This window comes from Brevibacillus sp. WF146, from assembly GCF_001673705.2.
Lineage (GTDB): Bacteria > Bacillota > Bacilli > Brevibacillales > Brevibacillaceae > Brevibacillus > Brevibacillus thermoruber.
Window position 1 is genome coordinate 2,879,884 of sequence record NZ_CP109943.1, and the last position, 18,756, is coordinate 2,898,639.

23 protein-coding genes are annotated in these 18,756 nt (G+C 56.9%); 6 read left to right on the top strand and 17 right to left on the bottom strand.

The window, feature by feature from the left end; translation table 11 throughout:
- Positions 1–34: 34 nt before the first annotated feature.
- The 4 genes from A6764_RS14270 (at position 35) to A6764_RS14285 (ending at position 3,147) form a co-directional block, all read left to right on the top strand.
- Positions 35–1,027: an ABC transporter substrate-binding protein gene (locus A6764_RS14270; RefSeq protein ID WP_065066176.1), complete on the top strand. Its 993-nt coding sequence runs from the start codon at positions 35–37 to the stop codon at positions 1,025–1,027.
- A 5-nt stretch (positions 1,028–1,032) separates the two neighbouring features.
- A complete protein-coding gene (locus A6764_RS14275) occupies positions 1,033–1,830 on the top strand; it encodes an ABC transporter ATP-binding protein (protein ID WP_029099363.1) in 798 nt (265 codons plus the stop codon).
- Entirely contained in the window at positions 1,817–2,623 is an 807-nt protein-coding gene (locus A6764_RS14280) for an ABC transporter permease (protein WP_065066175.1), read from the top strand. Before A6764_RS14275 ends, A6764_RS14280 begins: the two co-directional genes overlap by 14 nt.
- A 116-nt stretch (positions 2,624–2,739) precedes the next feature.
- On the top strand, positions 2,740–3,147 hold the full coding sequence (locus tag A6764_RS14285) for an NUDIX hydrolase (RefSeq protein ID WP_413541992.1): 408 nt from the start codon (positions 2,740–2,742) through the stop codon (positions 3,145–3,147).
- A 15-nt stretch (positions 3,148–3,162) separates the two neighbouring features.
- Here A6764_RS14285 and A6764_RS14290 read toward each other — a convergent pair whose 3' ends face one another.
- The 3 genes from A6764_RS14290 to A6764_RS14300 form a co-directional block, all read right to left on the bottom strand.
- Positions 3,163–3,555, bottom strand: a complete 393-nt coding sequence (locus A6764_RS14290; RefSeq protein WP_065066172.1) for a VOC family protein — start codon at positions 3,553–3,555, stop codon at positions 3,163–3,165.
- A gap of 70 nt (positions 3,556–3,625) precedes the next feature.
- The gene (locus A6764_RS14295; protein WP_065066173.1) at positions 3,626–4,585 is read right to left on the bottom strand and encodes a tetratricopeptide repeat protein; all 960 of its coding nucleotides are present in this window, start codon (positions 4,583–4,585) and stop codon (positions 3,626–3,628) included.
- Positions 4,586–4,690: 105 nt separating this feature from the next.
- A complete protein-coding gene (locus tag A6764_RS14300; protein WP_029099358.1) occupies positions 4,691–5,065 on the bottom strand; it encodes a hypothetical protein in 375 nt (124 codons plus the stop codon).
- 297 nt (positions 5,066–5,362) lie between these two features.
- Here A6764_RS14300 and A6764_RS14305 point away from each other — a divergent pair, with 297 nt between their 5' ends.
- Together A6764_RS14305 and A6764_RS14310 are read left to right on the top strand one after the other, a co-directional pair.
- A complete protein-coding gene (locus A6764_RS14305; RefSeq protein WP_029099357.1) occupies positions 5,363–5,797 on the top strand; it encodes a DUF2621 domain-containing protein in 435 nt (144 codons plus the stop codon).
- A 77-nt stretch (positions 5,798–5,874) separates the two neighbouring features.
- Complete coding sequence (locus tag A6764_RS14310) at positions 5,875–6,114, top strand: hypothetical protein (RefSeq protein WP_065066171.1); 240 nt, start codon at positions 5,875–5,877, stop codon at positions 6,112–6,114.
- A gap of 102 nt (positions 6,115–6,216) precedes the next feature.
- Here A6764_RS14310 and A6764_RS14315 read toward each other — a convergent pair whose 3' ends face one another.
- The 14 genes from A6764_RS14315 to A6764_RS14380 all read right to left on the bottom strand — a co-directional run bounded on the left by A6764_RS14315 (position 6,217) and on the right by A6764_RS14380 (position 18,743).
- On the bottom strand, positions 6,217–7,098 hold the full coding sequence (locus A6764_RS14315) for an IS3 family transposase (RefSeq protein WP_264622264.1): 882 nt from the start codon (positions 7,096–7,098) through the stop codon (positions 6,217–6,219).
- Positions 7,095–7,403 (bottom strand): transposase, encoded by a 309-nt coding sequence (locus A6764_RS14320; RefSeq protein WP_065068439.1) that lies wholly within the window; start codon positions 7,401–7,403, stop codon positions 7,095–7,097. Before A6764_RS14320 ends, A6764_RS14315 begins: the two co-directional genes overlap by 4 nt.
- A 71-nt stretch (positions 7,404–7,474) precedes the next feature.
- On the bottom strand, positions 7,475–8,044 hold the full coding sequence (locus A6764_RS14325) for a DUF502 domain-containing protein (protein WP_035298064.1): 570 nt from the start codon (positions 8,042–8,044) through the stop codon (positions 7,475–7,477).
- A 211-nt stretch (positions 8,045–8,255) separates the two neighbouring features.
- Positions 8,256–8,435, bottom strand: coding sequence for a hypothetical protein (locus A6764_RS14330; RefSeq protein ID WP_065066168.1), 180 nt, complete (start codon positions 8,433–8,435; stop codon positions 8,256–8,258).
- A gap of 128 nt (positions 8,436–8,563) precedes the next feature.
- A complete protein-coding gene (locus tag A6764_RS14335) occupies positions 8,564–9,751 on the bottom strand; it encodes a CaiB/BaiF CoA transferase family protein (protein ID WP_065066167.1) in 1,188 nt (395 codons plus the stop codon).
- A gap of 22 nt (positions 9,752–9,773) precedes the next feature.
- Positions 9,774–10,925: an alpha-hydroxy-acid oxidizing protein gene (locus tag A6764_RS14340; RefSeq protein ID WP_065066166.1), complete on the bottom strand. Its 1,152-nt coding sequence runs from the start codon at positions 10,923–10,925 to the stop codon at positions 9,774–9,776.
- A gap of 22 nt (positions 10,926–10,947) precedes the next feature.
- Positions 10,948–11,727, bottom strand: a complete 780-nt coding sequence (locus tag A6764_RS14345) for an enoyl-CoA hydratase/isomerase family protein (RefSeq protein ID WP_029099339.1) — start codon at positions 11,725–11,727, stop codon at positions 10,948–10,950.
- Between the two features lie 26 nt (positions 11,728–11,753).
- The gene (locus A6764_RS14350) at positions 11,754–12,425 is read right to left on the bottom strand and encodes a methionine ABC transporter permease (RefSeq protein WP_044900181.1); all 672 of its coding nucleotides are present in this window, start codon (positions 12,423–12,425) and stop codon (positions 11,754–11,756) included.
- Complete coding sequence (locus A6764_RS14355) at positions 12,418–13,440, bottom strand: methionine ABC transporter ATP-binding protein (protein ID WP_065066165.1); 1,023 nt, start codon at positions 13,438–13,440, stop codon at positions 12,418–12,420. Before A6764_RS14355 ends, A6764_RS14350 begins: the two co-directional genes overlap by 8 nt.
- Positions 13,441–13,563: 123 nt before the next feature.
- The gene (locus A6764_RS14360; protein ID WP_029099337.1) at positions 13,564–14,370 is read right to left on the bottom strand and encodes a MetQ/NlpA family ABC transporter substrate-binding protein; all 807 of its coding nucleotides are present in this window, start codon (positions 14,368–14,370) and stop codon (positions 13,564–13,566) included.
- A gap of 271 nt (positions 14,371–14,641) precedes the next feature.
- Positions 14,642–14,968: an ArsR/SmtB family transcription factor gene (locus A6764_RS14365; RefSeq protein ID WP_029099336.1), complete on the bottom strand. Its 327-nt coding sequence runs from the start codon at positions 14,966–14,968 to the stop codon at positions 14,642–14,644.
- Between the two features lie 93 nt (positions 14,969–15,061).
- Positions 15,062–16,822 (bottom strand): SulP family inorganic anion transporter, encoded by a 1,761-nt coding sequence (locus tag A6764_RS14370; RefSeq protein WP_065066164.1) that lies wholly within the window; start codon positions 16,820–16,822, stop codon positions 15,062–15,064.
- Between the two features lie 230 nt (positions 16,823–17,052).
- Entirely contained in the window at positions 17,053–17,850 is a 798-nt protein-coding gene (locus A6764_RS14375; protein WP_081656529.1) for a ParB N-terminal domain-containing protein, read from the bottom strand.
- A gap of 95 nt (positions 17,851–17,945) precedes the next feature.
- Positions 17,946–18,743, bottom strand: coding sequence for an HpcH/HpaI aldolase family protein (locus A6764_RS14380; RefSeq protein ID WP_044900176.1), 798 nt, complete (start codon positions 18,741–18,743; stop codon positions 17,946–17,948).
- Positions 18,744–18,756: the final 13 nt, after the last annotated feature.

Sequence of the window (18,756 nt, forward strand, 5' to 3'; positions counted from 1 at the left end):
CGTTCAGGCACTTGACCTGTCAGGAGGGATTATGATGAAGCGACTGCTCTCTCTGGGGCTTGCCGCCGGACTGGCGCTGACGGCGCTGTTGACCGGCTGTGCCGACGCCCCGGAAAAAATACGGATCGGGGAAGTAACCCGATCGATCTTTTACGCCCCCCAGTATGTCGCGCTGGAAAAAGGCTTTTTCAAAGAGGAAGGGCTCGACGTGGAGCTGACCACCACGTGGGGCGGGGACAAAACCATGACCGCCCTGCTCTCCGGCGGCATCGACGTGGCGCTGGTCGGTTCGGAGACGAGCATTTACGTCGCCCAGCAGGGAGCGGCCGATCCGGTCATCACCTTTGCGCAGCTGACGCAGACGGACGGCACCTTCCTCGTGTCGCGCCAAAAATTGGAGCACTTCAGCTTCGACCAACTGAAGGGCAGTGTCTTTCTCGGCCAGCGAAAAGGCGGCATGCCGCAGATGGTCGGCGAGTACGTGCTGAAAAAGCACGGCATTGATCCGCACGCCGACCTGCAGTTGATTCAGAACATCGAATTCAAAAACGTCGCTTCCGCTTTTGCCTCGGGGACGGGAGCGTACGTCCAGTTGTTCGAGCCGCAGGCGTCCCAATTCGAGGCGGACGGCATCGGGTACGTCGTCGCCTCGTTCGGCAAGGAAAGCGGCACGGTTCCCTACACCTCGTACATGGCCAAACAAAGCTATCTCGACGAGCGGAAAACCGCTATCCAAAAGTTTACCAATGCCATCTACAAAGGGCAACAATGGGTGGCCAGCCACTCTCCCCAAGAGACCGCCCAGGTGATCGCGCCCTACTTCCAGGAGGTCAAGCCGGAGATTCTGGAAAGCTCCGTCAAACGCTATCTGGAGCAGGGCTCGTACGCCACCGACCCGATTCTCGACGAAACCGAGTGGAACCTCCTGCAGGACATCATGGACCAGGCGGGTGAACTGAAACAGCGCGTCGATTACGCCAAGCTGGTCAACACCACGTTCGCCAAAACCGCAAAGGAAGGGAAGTAAGCTCCATGAACCAGCTTCTTTCTCTGCCGGCCAAGATCGAGCTGCGCCACGTCACCCATCTCTACGTCACGACGTCCAGGGCGTTCATGGCGGTCAGGGACATCAACCTGCGCGTGGAGGAAGGCGAGTTCATCTGCCTGGTCGGCCCCAGCGGCTGCGGCAAAACGACACTGCTCTCCCTGATCGCCGGGCTGGAAAAACCGACGGCCGGCAAGATTCTGATCGAAGGACGGCCGGTGGAGGGCACCTCCCGCCAGGTGGGCTACATGCTGCAGCAGGATTTTCTGTTCAACTGGCGCACGATCGAGGAAAACATCTTCCTCGGCCTGGACATACAAGGCATCCGCAACCGGGAGACGGAAGCGTACGCCCTGCATCTGCTGGAGGAAATGGAACTGGCCGACGTGCGCAAGGCATATCCGTCGCAGCTTTCCGGCGGGATGAGGCAGCGGGTGGCGCTGGTTCGCACGCTCGCCTGCCAGCCTGACATCCTGCTGCTGGATGAACCGTTTTCGGCGCTGGACTACCAGACCAAACTGAAGCTGGAGGACCTGATTTTCTCCGCCCTGCGCCGCCACAAAAAAACGGCCGTGCTGGTGACGCACGACCTGTCCGAGTCGATTGCGATGGGCGACCGGGTGTACATCCTGGCGCGCAATCCCGGCCGCATCAGCAGCGAAGTGGTCGTGCCGGCGGCGATCCGTGAAGCGCTGCCGTTTGACGCCCGCAATCATCCCGGGTTTCACGAGCTGTTTCACCAGGTATGGAAAGAGATGGAGGTGGTGTCCGATGCAGCCAAATGAGATTGACGCGATCCACCGCAGCCATTTGAGACAGGCAGCGAGACAGCGCTGCCTGATCGTCGCCACCCAACTGGCCCTGTTTCTCTTGTTCATCGGCGTCTGGGAAGGCCTCGCCCGCGCCAACGCCATCAACGTGCTGATCTTCAGCTACCCGTCCAAAATGTGGCAGTTGTTCTGGTCGCTGTTGCTGGACGGCAGCCTGCTGCCGCACGTGGCGATGACCGTGGGGGAGACCGTTGTCGGCTTCCTGCTGGGCACGCTGCTCGGCACGCTGCTCGCCACCCTGATCTGGTGGTCCCCCTTCCTCTCCCGGGTGCTGGAGCCGTACCTCGTGGTCGGCAACAGCATGCCCAAGGTGGCGCTGGGCCCCGTCTTCATCGTCGGTCTGGGGCCCGGCCTGCTCTCCGTGATCGCGATGGGCTGCGCCATCTCCGTCATCATCACCACCATCGTGATCTACACCAGCTTCAAGGAAGTGAACCCCAACTACGTCAAGGTGGTCCAGACGCTGGGCGCCAACAAGCGGCAAACCTTTACGATGGTGATCCTGCCCGCCACGATCCCGACGATTCTCTCCACGCTCAAGGTAAACGTCGGCCTCTCCTGGGTGGGCGTGATCGTCGGCGAGTTTCTCGTCTCGCAAAAAGGGCTGGGCTATCTGATCATCTACGGTTTTCAGGTGTTCAATTTTACCCTGGTGATGGTGAGCCTGGCGATCATCGCGGTGGTCGCCACCCTGATGTATCAAGGCGTCGCCGTTCTCGAACGGCTGCTCACCCGCCAGTTTCAATAGAGGCTTGGCACCGGCGCCGTTCCGCTCTCGCGGGGAACGGCGCCGGTCTGCGTGAAGCACGTTCCGTTTGTCCATGGTAAAATGATGCCAAGACGAAGGAGGTGGCTCACTTGTTCGTGTGGGAAGGATCTGCCGCCGTGTGTGTCAATGACCACAGGCAATTGCTGATGGTGCTTCAGGGAACACCCGAAGAGCCAAAACGCTGGTCTGTTCCTTCCGGCGGCAAAAAACCGGGCGAAACGCTTCAAGAGTGCTGCGTCCGCGAGGTATGGGAAGAAACCGGGTTCGTGGTGCGGATACGGCGCGAGATGTGGGTGAAGCGAATGAAATCGAACGATGCCCAGATTACGGTCCACTACTTTGAAACGGAGATCATCGGCGGCCATCCTCGTCTCCACGATCCGGACGGCCTCATTCACGAGGTGGCATGGATTTCACCAGAGGCGCTGGAACATCTGGAACTTTCCTTTCCGGAAGACCGCGACCCGCTCCTTTCCGTGCTCCGCTCCCACCGGTCGCCGTGAAGCATGCCCGCGCCCTCATCCCCACACCGGCGCCACCACTTCCACCTTGATCCGATCCGGATCTTCAAAGTACACCGCGTAGTGATCAGGCCCTCCGGCATGGGGATGACGGTCCTCGTACAGGATCGTCACGCCCCGCCTTCGCAGTTCCTCCGTCAGCGCATCCACCTGCCTGCGGCTGCGGGCGTGAAACGCCAGATGGTTGAGCCCCACCCGGCAGCGGTGGTAGGGAATGTCGAGAAACCGTTCCTCCGCCTGGACAAAGACCAGATACGTCTCCCCGCATCGCCAACTGACGCCGTTTTCCCACTCCTGAAACGGCTCGTATCCCAACTGTTCCAATAGCCAGCTCCAAAAGGCGGCCGACCGGCGCAAATCGGACACGTACAGTTCCACATGGTGCAGCATTGCCGTCCCCTCCCCTGTACAAAAAAAGCGTCCGGCCGTACGTACTGCCGGACACCTGGACGCAAGCGGGCTATTGCCAAAACTTCCACCAGCTCTTTTTGTTCGATTCTTCCTGTCTGGGTACCGTCTGCGCCTGCTCCCGCATCGCCGCTTCCGTCTCCTGCGCTCCCGGCACCCGGGCCAAAAAATGGTCCACCATCGGCTTGTACTTGTCGGGCAGATGCTGCTGCATCTCGCGCAGCACGGCGATGGCCTTCTCCTTCTGGTCGGTGGCCAGCAGCGCGTTGGCGTAGTTGAACCCCGCGTACGGAAAGGGGAACGCGGGTGACCAGTACTCCTCGCAGATCTGGATCAGTTGATAGACGTACCCGGCTTGTCCCAGCTCGCCGGTGACGGTCATGACCACTTCGTCCTTCCCCTTGGTTCTCTCGATGGCCTGCCTGTACCACTGCATCGCCTTCAGCAGATTGCCCTCCGTCAGGAACAGGCGCGCCATGTGGAGCTGCGGCATCCACGCCCCCTCTTTGGCGGCAAGCGCCTCCAGCCGCTGTTTCAGCTCGTCCCGCTTGCTGAACTGCAGGAAGCTTTCCACGTACATGTTCAGCCCGTTTTCCTGATTGGGGTCCTTGAACAGCCCGGCTTCCAGGGTTTCAAACGCTTTGGCCTCTTCGCCCTGAAACGCGTAGATTTTGGCCAGATTGGTGCAGGCGGTGCCGGAGGTGGGAAAGCGCTCCAGACAGTCGATCAGCATCGTCTTGGCCTTGTCGAACTCGCGCGCCTGCATGTGCACCACGGCGCGAAAAATGAGCGCAGACTCGATCGGTCCGTACAGTTCCAGCAGGCGATCGGCCGCGACGGCCGCCTGTTCGGTGAACTGGTCGCGCACCAGCCCCATCGCAAAATCGCGAAGCTTTTCCTTCTCGTCCCAGTACTTGTCCAGATAGTTCGGAATCACTTTCTTCTGGTAATCTTCGCGCGACATCTGGATCGTTTGGCCAAATTCGTTAGTAAACGTCACAAATTCCGACATGCAACAGCCTCGCTTTCGTCTCTGTGCCATGTCAAACAGGGAAATGTCCCCAAGAAGAAGAACGATTTCCCCGAAAGGAAACCGTTCGCTGTCCATGGGCCCCCGTTAGATCCAGGCTTTTATGTTCACTTTGCGAATGAACTCTTCCATCGATTCCTTAACAGGGTCGCCATTGTCCGCTGCTTCGTCCTGCATGCCCATCAGTTGGCGGAAGAGGGCCTCGTTGCGCGTAGCCAGCGCAAAGTCAAGCAGAGCTTCCCGCTGGATGCGTTCCGCCTCCTGCTCGATCAGCTTCTCTTCCAAGGCGATGTCCTCTTCCGGCACAGCGTACTGCTTATCTATCTTCGGAATGCGTACAATCCACGCAAACGCGCTGTCGGGATTTCGGTCACGACCAATCAGATACCCGTATTCACCAATCGGCATCCCTTGTTCAAAGGAGTCAGCAACGATGACGACACGTTGTCCTAGCTTGAACATGGGCGTCAGCTCCTTTTGAGTCTCATTCTAATAATACTAAATTGTATGTGCGCTTGGGAAGAGCAAACCGCCCACTCTGCACATCCGCCCGACAACGCGGACGGAATGCCGCCTTTCGCTCGCCGCTGCCGGCCGGCCCGTCCGTTTGCAAACAGCCTGCGCTTCTAGTACGCTGTATCCAAGCACCCCTGGTGAGAGCGGCGTACAGCGCGTGGAAAAAAGATTTGTTGGAAAGCGTGAAATGCGCTATAGTTGCGCTTAGAAGAACAGGATTGAGGTGTTGCACACGCTATGCAAATGTCCACGGGTTTTTCCTTGTTTATCATCGGCTGGACGTTTGTTCTGGTCGCGCTGATGGGCATCGGCGGGTATTTCATGTTCCGCAAGTTCTTGAAATCCATGCCGAAACAGGACGGCAAATCCGATCTGGACTGGCAGGACTACTATATCGAACAGACCCGCTCCATGTGGACGGATGAAGGGCTTGCGCTGCTCAACGAACTGGTGGAGCCGGTGCCGAAGCTGTTCCGCGATGTGGCCCGCCGCTCGATTGCGGCGAAGATCGGCCAGCTCGCCCTGGAGGAAAAGGCGACGACCATCACCATCGAGCTGATCGTCAAAGGCTACATCATCGCCACGCCGAAGCGGGATCACAAGTGGCTGATTCAGCACCTGCAAAAAAAACAGATCGATTACACGCCGTACGAACAATATCTGCACGCGGAATCGTAGGCTCGCCGTTCTCCTGAAACCGGACGCCGGCCCGTTCGTACAAACAGGTAGACCCACATGACAAGGAGACGATGAGCATGTCAGTCATTCTCGCCATACTCAGCATCGGCCTGCTGCTGTTGATCATCGCGGCGGTCGTGGTGATCGCCCTGCTGAAAAAGGGGGCCGGCCTGCTGATGAAAACGGGCGGACACCGCCGATACAGCAGCAGCGATTACCGCCACCGCGGCCCCTTCGGCCACACCGGTCACACTTCTTACGGCCACGCGCACTACCGCCGCAAGCACTCCAGCCGCAGCGGCTTTTTCAGCAGTTGACGGCTTTGATTCAAGATCAATTCCTTTTTACGCAAAAAACAGACCCCTCTCCGTCTGGTCTTACCCCTGTCAAGTAGACAGACTTTAACAAGCCCTATAGTTTTAAACTGCCTGAGCTCGGTATTGTACCGGGCTCAGGTTGTTTAAACGGGACTGAAAACGTTTGTGATTGTAAAAACGAATGTAGCTACGAATGGCGTTTTGTACTTCTTCATCCGTTTGGAAGTTGTGCAAATACAGACACTCTGATTTCAGATGGCTGAAAAAACTCTCGATACAAGCGTTGTCCAGACAATTTCCTTTTCTGGACATACTCACTGTGATGTTATATTGTTGGAGTAGGTGATTATATTGTCGGGATGTGTATTGGAATCCTTGATCGCTATGCAACAGGACCCCACTCACATCTCCTTTTTTTATGGCTGCCTTTACTGTGTCTATCACTAGTTTCAGATCGTTCCTCTTACTCATTTTGTAGGCAACAACTTCGTTGTTGAATAAATCGTAAATCACGGATAGATACAGTCGGCGTCCATTGAAGATTACGTAAGTAATATCCGTTACCCATTTTTCGTTCGGACGTGAAGCAGTAAATTCACGGTTCAGTTTGTTTTCGGAAATCACGACCTTCTCTTTGCGGCCGAAATGTTTTCGCTTCTTCCGAATGCAAGCCTGGATGCCTAGTTCCCTCATGAGTCGATACACCCGCTTATGATTCACATGAATCCCATACTTTTGGCGAAGCCACACCTTTACTCGAAGATAACCGTATATTTTGTTTACCTCTTGATGACACTCCAAAATCTTTGCCTTCAAATCCTCATTCTCCACCATCTTGCGAGACAGATCCTGTTGCCGGGCTACCCACTTGTAATAACCACTTCGCGAAACACCTGCGAGGGAACACAGCAAAAGAATCGGATATCTTTCAGACAGTTCCTTTATGATGGCGTAGGCTTTGGTTTGTCCTCTTTGATTCTTCACCGCCTTTCGAGTCCAAGCCACTTTTTTAGATATTCATTCTCCGCTCGTAACCTCATATTTTCCTCTTCTAAGCTTAAGGGACGTTTCCTTGGTCTTCCTGTATACGGGCCTATGCTTTTACCGCGTTTTTCCTCAAGTCCGGAAAAACCCTCGTTTTGGTAATGCTTCACCCATCTCAGGACAATTTTGTGGCAAGTGAGCCCAAGTTCTTTTGCGATAGCTTTCGATCCCATTCCATCCTCTTCGTATAGTTGTATGGCTCTTAGTTTCACTTCCAGTGGGAATGTCTGCCTTACTTTCCCCATAAAGAAATCCCCTCCAAGTAAACTGTAAAGGGGCTTATCCTTTACTGTCTACTTAAAGGGGATAATATCAGTCAGGAAGGGGTCTGTTCGATATTGGGCTGTTTTCCGGACACCCCGCCGGAGACGAGGAAGGTCATCGCCTCCGAGCTGTCCACCTCCAGCGGCTGCACCTGCTCTTTGGGAAACAGCAGGAGATTGCCGGCGAAATTGTACGACTGCGGCAGGTAGACGGCCACATGGTCATGCAGGCCATACGCCTCCAGGCTCTCTCTGGTGACAAAGCCGATCGCCTTGGCGTGGCCGTCACGGGTGAGCGTGACCAGCACCGGCTTGTCAAAACTTTTCTTTTCCCCCACAAATGCGCCGATCAGATCCTTGATCGCCGAGTAAATCAGCTTGATGACCGGCATTTTTTCAAACAAGGCGGCCACCAACGAGAGCAGCCCGCGCGTAAGGACGTTGGACGCAAGAAAGCCGATGGCCGTAATCCCCGCGATCGTCAGCAGGAATCCCGCTCCCGGCACGGGCAGCCCCAGCCAACTGTCCACCGTGACAAAGATGGTGTACAAAATGTAGACGGTGGCGGCCAAGGGGATGACGTACAGCAGTCCTTCCAGGAAATAGCGCACGACACGTTTCACAGACGTTTCTCCTTTCGCTCCCTTCTCCCCGATCATTGTACCCGACTGACGGGGAGAACGACAGCACCATTTCCCGTTCTGCGTACGTGCGCCTTTTTTCATGGGAAACAGCAGGACTTCAGGCTGGCTGCCACCCTCTACAGGCATGACAGCAGCGTCTGTACATGTTCCGCCGTCTTTACCGCCCGAACGGCGGAGGTCATTTTCGGAACTATACATACCCGGTCAGCTTGCCGTTCGCGTCGATGAAGCAGATGTTGGGAAACTCCGTCCCGGTCCCCACCACCACCTTTTTCACGCCTGCCGGCGCTCCGCCCGCTTGACTGCCCGGGTTGTCTCCGGCTGTGGCCGCGTCGGAAGAGCAGCCCGCTAGTCCGGAGACGATCCGCAAATCGCATCACGGCCAACGTGATGAGCAGCTCATCCACTTGGCGCCGCCGCACCCGTCATGAAAAAGCAGCCCCCCACCTCGCAAAGAAAACCGAGGCGGAGGGCCGCTTGGGACGGAGAAGGAAGCTGTCAGATGATGTGGTTCTCCTCCAGCTCCCGAATTGCGTCTTCCGAATAATTCAGTTCCCGGAGCACTTCCCTGGTGTGTTGGCCCAGGTAGGGAGCCGGGCGTCTGACTTGTCCCGGGGTTTTGGAAAACTTCGCGGGGAACCCCAGATTCACAATGGGGCCGGCAACCGGATGCTCATACTCGATGATCATCTCGCGCGCCCGGATATGCGGATCGTTCATGGTTTCGTCATACCGGTAGATGGGACCGGACGGAATGCCCGCCTTGTCCAGCTTTTCCAGCCAGTAGTGGGACTCTTCGCGGATGATGATCTCCTGGATGATGGCTTCCAGTTCGTCCACATGCCGGATGCGGTCGCTGTTTGTGAGGAACCGGGGGTCTTCCATCAGCTCCGGCCGGTCAATGACGTCCTGGCAAAAACGCTCCCACAGCTTTTGATTGGCCGCGCCGATCAGAATGTGCCCGTTTTTGGTCCGGAACCCTTGATAGGGGGCGGAGACGCGGTGAGCCGACCCGTTCGGCCCGGACACTTCCCCCGCCCCGAAATAGGCGGCCGCTTCCCATACCGTCCACGCCAGTCCCGAATCAACCAGCGACAAATCAATGTACTGGCCTTCACCTGTCTTCATCTTGTGGACATACGCCGCCAAAATGGAGTAGAGCGCGGTAACGCCCGCCGCGATGTCGTGGATGGCGATGCCGCTTTTGACCGGTCTGCCGCCTTTTTCACCCGTCATGCTCATGATCCCCGACAGGCCCTGTGCCATAATGTCAAACCCGCCTTTGTGGCTGTACGGCCCCGTTTGTCCGTATCCGGAGATCGAGCAGTAGATCAGGCCGGGGTTGACGGCTCGCAGGGTTTCAAAATCAATCCCCAGCTTGCGGGTCGTGCCGGGCCGAAAGTTCTCGATAAAGACATCGGCCGTTTTGACAAGGTCATACAGGATGGCGCGGCCCGCTTCTTCCTTGATGTTCAAGCGGATTCCCCGCTTGTTCCGGTTCACCATCATGTAGCAGTAGCTCTCATTGTTCACGAACGGTCTCATCGTCCGGGTGTCGTCCCCGTCGGGATACTTCTCCACCTTGATCACGTCGGCTCCCAGATCCCCCAACACCATCGTGCAGTAGGGACCGGCAAGCACCTGCGTCAGATCAACGACTCTCATGTTTTGCAACGCTTGCTGCATGTTGGACGCCTCCCGCAGTGGATTACAGGCGAGTGAGAATGCCGCGGTTCAGGTCGCTGACGGATTTGCTGCCGGACAAGGCCAGTGACACGTCCAACTCGCTGATCAGCGTATCGATGACGCGCGCTACCCCTTTTTCCCCCGCAACAGCCAGGCCGTACAGGAACGGACGTCCAATCAGGACGGCATTTGCTCCCAGCGCGAGCGCCTTGATGATGTCCGCTCCCGTGCGAATCCCGCTGTCCAGCAGGAGAGGGATTCGTCCCCCCACCGCTTCCACAATGGGCGGCAGCGCATCGAGGCTGGAGATGGCTCCGTCCAACTGCCGTCCCCCGTGATTGGAGACGATCAGGCCATCGACTCCATGCTCGACGGCCAGCTTCGCATCTTCGGGATGCAGAATGCCTTTGAGCAAAATCGGCAGGCGGGTCTGCTGCCGCAAAAAGCGAATGTCCTCCCAGCTCAATGCCGGGTGATAGATATTGCGGAGAATTTCCTGCACGGCAGTCTCTTGGTTGACGACCGGCAGCCGGGAGCAGAAGACCGGGTCGTTGATGTAGTTGGCCAGTCCTTTGCCTTCCTTGAGCGGCGAATACCCGTTCCGGAAATCCCGCCGCTTCCATCCGAGCATGATCGTGTCGACGGTCAGCACAATGGCACCGTACCCGGCCGCTTCCGCCCGCCGCACCATGCTGGCGGACACCTCCCGGTCATTGGACCAGTAGAGCTGGAACCAGCGGGGCGCATCCCCCATGGTCTCGGCGATCTGCTCCAACGAATAGGTGGACACGGTGCTGACGATGAACGGAACGCCATAGGCAGCCGCCGCCCGTGCAGTCGCAAGCTCCCCCTCCGGATGGGCGATGCCCTGCATGCCGATCGGGGCCAGCAGAATGGGCGTGTCCAGGTGTTGATCAAAGAGCGTGATGCTCAGCGTGCGGTCGGACACGTCCCGGAGCATTCTCGGCACGATGGCCCACCGCTGAAACGCGGTGCGGTTGGCCGCAAGCGTCTCCTCCGCTCCCGATCCGCCGCAGATGTAATCGAACGGTCCGTCGGGCAGTATCGCTCGTGCCCGCTGTTCCCAATCCTCGCTCGAGATGGGCAGTGACTGTGTGTCCTTGTCGATTTTGGTAAACAGTGCGGTTGCCGTCCGTTTTTCTGCTTCCACCATTTGCTGTTCGCTTCCTTTCCCTTTACGAAAATCGCGGTTTTCTTTTCTCCAAAAACGCCTGTACGCCTTCCCGGTAATCCTCCGAGTGAAACGATTCCAGTACCATCTGCGCCAGCTCCGGACTTTCCTCGATATGGCCGTCCAGAATCGCCTGCACCATTTTTTTGGTTCCGCGTATGGACACCTGGGAGCGCTCCGTCAGCAGGCGGGCAAATGCGTAGGTCTGCCCGACGATCTCATCCTGCGAATAAATGCGATCAACCAGGCCGATCCGGTAGGCTTCGTGCGCATCCAGCGATCTGGCCGTGTAGAGGATCTCCTTGGTCCTGGAGGGACCGACGAGATCCACCAGACGCTTGGTGCTGGTCAGATTGTACACAATCCCCAGCTTGGCCGGCGTAATGGCGAAGACGCCGTCCTCCGAGCTGAAGCGAAAATCGCACGAGAGCGCAATATCCAGCCCGCCGCCGACCGCGTACTTTTGGATCATGGCAATGGTTGGCTTGGGAAAGCGGTGCAGCCGGTCCACCGCTCCCATGGACTGGTCGTTGTAGCGTTTCGCCTGTTCCGGGGAAAACCGATTGGATACAAACTCGCTGATATCCGCTCCCGCGGAAAAGGCGGTGTCATCCACCCCGCGGATGACCACCACTTTCGTCTCCCGGTCCTCCTCCAACTGCTGCAGCAGCGTGGACAAGGTGCCCCACATCTCCAGATTGAGGGCATTCCGCTTTTCCGGCCGATTCAGCACAATCGTGGCGACGGCCCCTTCCTTTTCCACAAACAGATGCTGTTCTCCCACATCGCTCGCTCCTTTCGTACGTGCCGTCAGTCTTTCTTGTATTTCGCCGCCATCCGGTTGCCGATGGTCTGCAAGCCCTGTACGAGGAGAATCAGGATGAACACGGTGACGTACATGACATCCACTTCGTAACGCAAATGCCCGAAGCGGTACGCCAGATCACCCAGCCCCCCCGCGCCGACCAGACCCGCCATGGCCGTGGCGCCGACCAGGCTGATCACCGCGATGGTCAGGCCCAACACGATGGAGGGACGGGCTTCCCGAAGCAGCACGTGCCAAATGATGTCCCGCGTCCGGATGCCCATCGACTTGTACGCTTCGACCACGCCGCTGTCCACCTCCAGCAAGGCGCTTTCCATCAGGCGGGCAATGGACGGCGCGGAATGCACGATCAACGGGACAATCGCCCCTTTTACCCCAATCGTTGTTCCCACCACCAGCTTGGTAAACGGCAGGATGAAGAACAGCAGGATGATAAAGGGGATCGACCGGATGACGTTGATCACGACGTTCAGGAGTTGATAGACAAAGCGATTCTCCCATGCGTTTCCCGGTCGGGTGAGGATCAGCAGCACGCCCATGGGCAGGCCGATCAATACGGAGAACAGCAGGGATACGGACACCATTTGAAAGGTTTGCACCACGGATTCCCCGATAATGGGGAGGCGTTCCTGGACAAATTCTTGCAGATCAGACATGGCCGCTCTCCATCTCCTCCACGTTTACTCCTTGTTCCTCCAGGAAGGCAATCGCCTTCTTCGTCTCCTCGCCCTCTCCCTGCAGATGGACCACCAGCGACCCGATCTTCTCCTGCTTCAACTGGATGATTCCTCCGGCCAGGATATTGGGAGAAACGTCAAACTTCCTGCTGACCGCTGCCAGCACCGGCTTCCCGGTGCTTTCCCCCACAAAGGAGAGTCGGACCACGGGCCCGGTCTCCCGGAGTTCCCTGAGCAGGGACGGGGGCAGCTCTCGGTGATAGGTCCCGTTGACGAACCGTTTGGTGGTGCTGTGTCTGGCATTGGTGAAGATGTCCACCGTTCTCCCCTGTTCAATCACTTCTCCCTTTTCCATCACCGCCACACGGTCGCAAATCTTCTGGATCACGTTCATCTCATGGGTAATCAGGAGAATCGTGATCCCCAGTTCCTGATTGATCGTGAGGAGAAGCTCCAGAATCGACTCGGTGGTTTCCGGGTCCAGCGCACTGGTCGCCTCATCGCTGAGCAGCAGTTCCGGCTCCTGCGCCAACGCACGGGCAATGGCCACCCGCTGCTTTTGTCCCCCGGACAGTTGGCTGGGGTAGGCGTCGTGCTTGTCTTCCAATCCGACGATGCTCAGATACTTGCCCACACGCTTGTCGATTTCCTGTTGACCGACATCCATCAGGCGAAGCGGGATCGCGATGTTGTCGTAGACCGTGGCTGTCTTCAGCAGGTGAAACCCTTGAAAAATCATCCCGATCTTTCGCCTGATCGCAAGGAGCTCGTGTTCGGGCAGACGGGTGACATCCGTGCCATTGATTTCAACCGTCCCGGACGTCGGGGTCTCCAGCAGATTGACACATCGGATCAACGTGCTTTTGCCTGCGCCGCTGTACCCGATTACTCCGAAGATTTCCCCTTTTTCCACTTCGAGCGAGACATTGGTAAGCGCACGAACGATGCCTTTTTCCGTATGAAAATGTTTGGACACGTTTGTCAGCTTGATCACGCTTGCACTGTACCTCCCTGTTCCGTCCCCCCGGAAAACCCGTCCCCGTCGGTGCTGCGCAGCACCATCCGGTACAAGAAAGGAAGCTTCACCGAAATGAAGCTTCACGGGCGGCCCGGGATTTTACCACAACGGAATTACCGATCCCTGGAACGTTTCTTCGACGAATGCTTTCACCTCGTCGGAGCGGTACGCCTTCACCAGTTTTTGCACCACGGGATCATCCTTGTTTTCGGTCCGGACCACAATGACGTTATGATGCTTGGACTCTTTCTGCTCGAGGAAGATGGCATCGCGCCCCGGATTGAGATTGTTCTTCAGCGCATAGCTGGTGTTGATGGCGGCGGCAGTCAGGTCGTCCAACTGCTTCGCGATTTGCGCGGCGTCCAGCTCGACAAACTCCAGCTTGCGCGGATTTTCCGCAATGTCCAGCACAGTCGCTTCCCCTTCGATGCCATCCTTGAGCTTGATCAGTCCGGCGCTTTGGAAGAGATGCAGCGCCCGGTCGCAGTTCGTCGGATCGTTCGGCAGGCCAATTTTATCGCCTTCTTTGATCTCGGAAATGTCTTTCACTTTTTTGGAATACATGCCCATGGGATTCAGGACGGTTTCTCCCACAGCGGTCAGGTCCGCGTTGTGCTCTCGCTTGTAGGTTTCGAGAAAGGGGATGGTTTGATAGCTGTTGGCATCGATCTCCCCTTCCACCAGGGCAACATTGGGCATTTGAAAATCGGAAAACGCCTTGATTTCCACTTCCACGCCGTCTTTTGCCGCCACTTCCTTTACTTTTTCCATAATCTGTTCGTGCAGGCCGGACGTAACCCCCACGACGATTTTCTTCTCATCCAGTGCACCGCCCGTTTTTCCGCCGCATGCGGCCAACGCCAGAACGAGCAGGCCGGAAGCAAGTCCACCCAGAATCTTTTTCATGTTGTCCCCCTCCATATACATACTATTTCTATGCGCATAATATGAATTACATTTACACCCAATTATGGGTTTGTGAGGAAATTCACAATCTTCATCAAGTAAATTCAGAAAATAATATACGATAGGCAGTATATCCTAGTCAACCACTATGTTTTATGGGAGTACCGTGACATTGTACATCCCCGATGAATCACCTATGCAATCGGGCAGCCAGACGAATCAGCCCCTGGTCCTGCCTGCCGGCAAAACCAAGGGCTGCGCATTGTCTGTCTTATTCTTCATTGAACCGATCCAACATCGAAATCGTGTCGATCAAATGGTTGTTAAAGATTTGCCGAGCGACGGCCAAGAGTTCGATAATCATGGGATCACGAAGCGAGTACGTCACCTTGTTTCCATCCTTGGTCCCGTACACGATGTTCTTGTTTCGCAAAATCGCGAGCTGCTGGGAAACCGCGGAGCCTTCGCTCCCGATCAACGCTTGCAGCTCATTGACGTTTTTGTCCCCTTCTGACAGCAGCTCCAGAATGCGAATCCGCAATGGATGCCCCAGAGCCTTGAAAAAATCTGCTTTGAACTGCTGCAGTTCCAAATTCAACGACCGATCCCCCCATTTTTCATTTTCCTCTCATGAAATACTGCCAGGTGCCGCCGCTCTCCTCTTCGTATAGACGCCGTTCGTTTTCGCTCGTTACACCTGATGGGCCGGATGCATGTCCGGGTTCGCCTGTTTCGGCGAAAGCTCAGGGTTCGACAAACCCGCACATTCCCGAAAGGCAAAATGCCGGCACCCTGTACAGCGGTTCTGATCCAGGCGGGCCAGGGCGAAATTGATCGCGTCCCCTGTGTGGTCGAAGAAATGCTGCTCGCCAATGTACGCATACAGTCCGGTACGCTTGAGGACTTCCCTGGGCTGGGATTGGATGCCCGAAATCAGCACCATCCCCCCGTTGTTTTTCCATGTTTTCACCACACTGGCCAATTTGGATTCACCCGTCGTATCCATGAACGGCACTTTTCCCATTCTGAGCAGCAAAATCTTCGGACGATGCTGAAGGGTGCGCATCACGGATTGTTCAAACGTGGATGCCGCACCGAAAAAGAGCGCTCCTTCCACGGTGAAGATGCTGATTTGCGGACAATCGTGCCCTTCCGTGACCATGTGCGGCCTTACCTTTGCATGTTTCGAAGACGGATCGGGCAGCACCTTGTGTACCGTGATGAGTTCGCCCATCCGCTTCACGAACAGGATCACCGCAAGGATCAACCCGATTTCCACAGCGGTTGTCAGGTTGGTAAACACCGTGAGCAGAAACGTAACCAGCAGCACGACGGAATCGCTGGTCTTTGACTGGAGAACGTGGAAAAATTCCCTGCGTTCGCTCATGTTCCAGGCGACGACCATCAGAATGGGAGCCATGCTGGCCAGCGGAATGTGCGACGCGTACGGAGCAAACAGCATCAGCACGAGCAGTACCACCAGTCCATGAATGATCCCCGCCATCGGGGACACCGCCCCGTTTTTGATGTTCGTCGCCGTTCGAGCGATGGCTCCGGTCGCCGGAATGCCTCCGAACAAGGGAGCCGCCATATTGGCGATGCCTTGACCGATCAGCTCCCGATTGCTGTTGTGCCGCGTGCCGGTCATCCCGTCCGCCACAACGGCGGATAACAGGGATTCGATACCGCCCAGCATCGCAATCGTGAAGGCGGGAACCAGCAGCTGCCCGATTCGTTCCAGCGTCACGTCAGGGAAGTGAAAGCTCGGCAGCGTGCTGGGGATGGGGCCAAACGTGGAACCGATGGTCGCCACTTTCCCCTCAAACAATAATGCGGCAACGACACTCGATATGACAAGTCCCGCCAGCGATCCGGGAACGTTTGGGAACAGCCGCGGTGTAATCAGGATGACGGCCAGGCATATGCCGGCCGTGATTACGCTGTAGACGTTCACCGTGGACAAGTGCATCCCGATTTCCTTCATGTTGGAAAGAAAATCCTCATGTTTCTGAATATCGCGAAGGCCCAGGAAATTGGCAATCTGTCCGCTAAAAATGATGACCGCGATCCCGGTGGTAAATCCGATGGTCACCGGGCGAGGAATATAGCGGATCAGGCCTCCCATCCGGCAAAGCCCCATCAGCACAAGCATGATCCCCGCCAAAAAACCGGCAATCAGCAGGTTTTCATATCCGTACTGCATGACAACCCCGAATAAAATGGGAATGAATGCGCCAGTGGGACCGCCAATCTGGAACCGGGAGCCTCCAAACATGGAAATGAGAATCCCGGCGATGATCGTGGTGTAGATGCCGTACTCCGGTTTCACCCCGGATGCAATGGCAAATGCCATCCCCAACGGAATGGCAATGATCCCCACAATCAATCCCGACAGGCAGTCTCTCCGGAATGACTCCGCGTTGTAACCCGCAAATCGTCCCGTCCACTTCATGTCTGCAACCCTTCTTCTCTTTGAATCTTTGATTATTTGAAGATACAAGAAATAACACACTCACTTTACACGCACGATGCACGTCTTGTCAATGGCGTCGTTTTGTTTCCGCTGCGGGACAGGCCGTACTCCCGGCGCTTGCCTCAGACGACTGCGCGCATCCGGCCGGATGCGGATGAAAGACAAACTCCCCCGCCTGCCATTGGCAGCGAGGGAGTTCGCATCAACGGTTATTCTGCCGGGGTTTGTGCGGCCACGACTTCCTTTTCGCAAAGATATACCGCTTCGGCGTAGAGGCGCAGCGCCCCTTCCCACTGCTTCCGATAGTGTTCCCATTCCTGGTGATTGAAGGTGCTGCCTGTCAACAGGAAAAGGGGAATTCTCAGGTTCAGCAGGCGGCCGCTGACAAGAAATCGCGTCACGCCCGCCGGCATGACCTGCCCGGACGCAACGATTTTTTCGATTTCCTCGATGGTGCAAACAGGATAGCGCAGGCAGACGGTTCCTTCCTCCGGCAGGGAAACGCTGCCCCGCGCGACTCGCTGAACCGCGTATTTCCTGCTGTACGCACCGACAATCCGATGCCAGGCGTGCAGTTTTTCAGAGCGGTCATGCGATTTCTCCCTGGCGTACAGATAGAGCCGTTTCCCGCTCGGATACATCACCTCCGCCACCAACTGCTTGTGGCGCCGCTCGGCTTCCCAGCGCAGGGACGCATCATGCAGCAGCCCGTACAGCCATGTCCCCATCGGCACGAGATGATCCCAGGCCTCCAGTCGAAAGTCCGCAGGATCCACCACTTGCACCGGTATCCATCTGCAGCCCATCTGGCGCAGGGCTGCCGTCCGATGGGCGCCGTCCAGGATCAGGTATCTCCCGTCCTTCATCCGCATGGCCAGCGGCGGATGGCGCAGCACGCCGTCTTGGCAAAGAGCGGAGCAGGTGTCATCCAACCTCGCAGGTTCATGCTCTTCATGCAGGCAGATTCGTTCGGCTTCCATCACCTGTAACGAAGATAGTACATTCATCAATGTTTACCTCCTCCTGTCCCCGTCACGACCAGTCTTCGTCCAGAAACGGATGGCTGAGCTGCCAAGCCAGCGGCAGCCTTGATCAACGCGGTTCATGAGCGGTCCTCTTCCGCACGCGTTCTCTCCCGGTCTTTCCACGTGCGAAGCTGATGCCGGAGCGCTCGGAACGCAATGCCCCGCTCGTCACCCAGCACATAGGCCCGCACCCCTTTTTCCCACCACAGCGCCATGTCCTCTTCCGCGCGCGGGATGGCGCAGTACGGTACCCCATGGCGAACGGCGGCCGAGTGGATCCGGCGCAGGGCCGCTTTCACCGTATCCCCGCGCGTCTGCCACGGCACCCCGTACGATTGCGAGAGGTCGGCCGCTCCTTCCAGCACCATGTCGATACCGGAGACTGACAGGATGTCGTCAATCCGATCGACCCCTTCCCTGCTCTCAATCATGGGGACGACCATGATTTCTGCATTGGCCCGCTCCATGTAAGCGACCAGGTCGTTCTTGCCAAACGCCCCGGGACGGCCGCTGTTCAAACTCCTGCTTCCCAGCGGATGGTACCGGCTGAAACGGACGATGCTCTCCGCTTGTTCCCTGCTCTGGACATGCGGCACCACCACGCCCTGCGCGCCGCTGTCCAGAACGCGCAGAATCGTTCCCGGCCGGGAATCGGCCACGCGTACCAACGGGGTGAGATGGGCCGTTTCGGCAGCCCGGATCATGTTTTCCAGCGTCTCCGGATTGATGAGGACATGCTCGGTATCAATGATCACGAAATCAAACTCCGCACATCCGATCAGTTCGACCATGACAGGGGAGGGAATCGAGCAAAACAAGCCGTACACGGCTTTTCCTTCTTTCAGTTTGCGTTTCAGCGCGTTTTCCTTGAGCACTTTACACACTCTC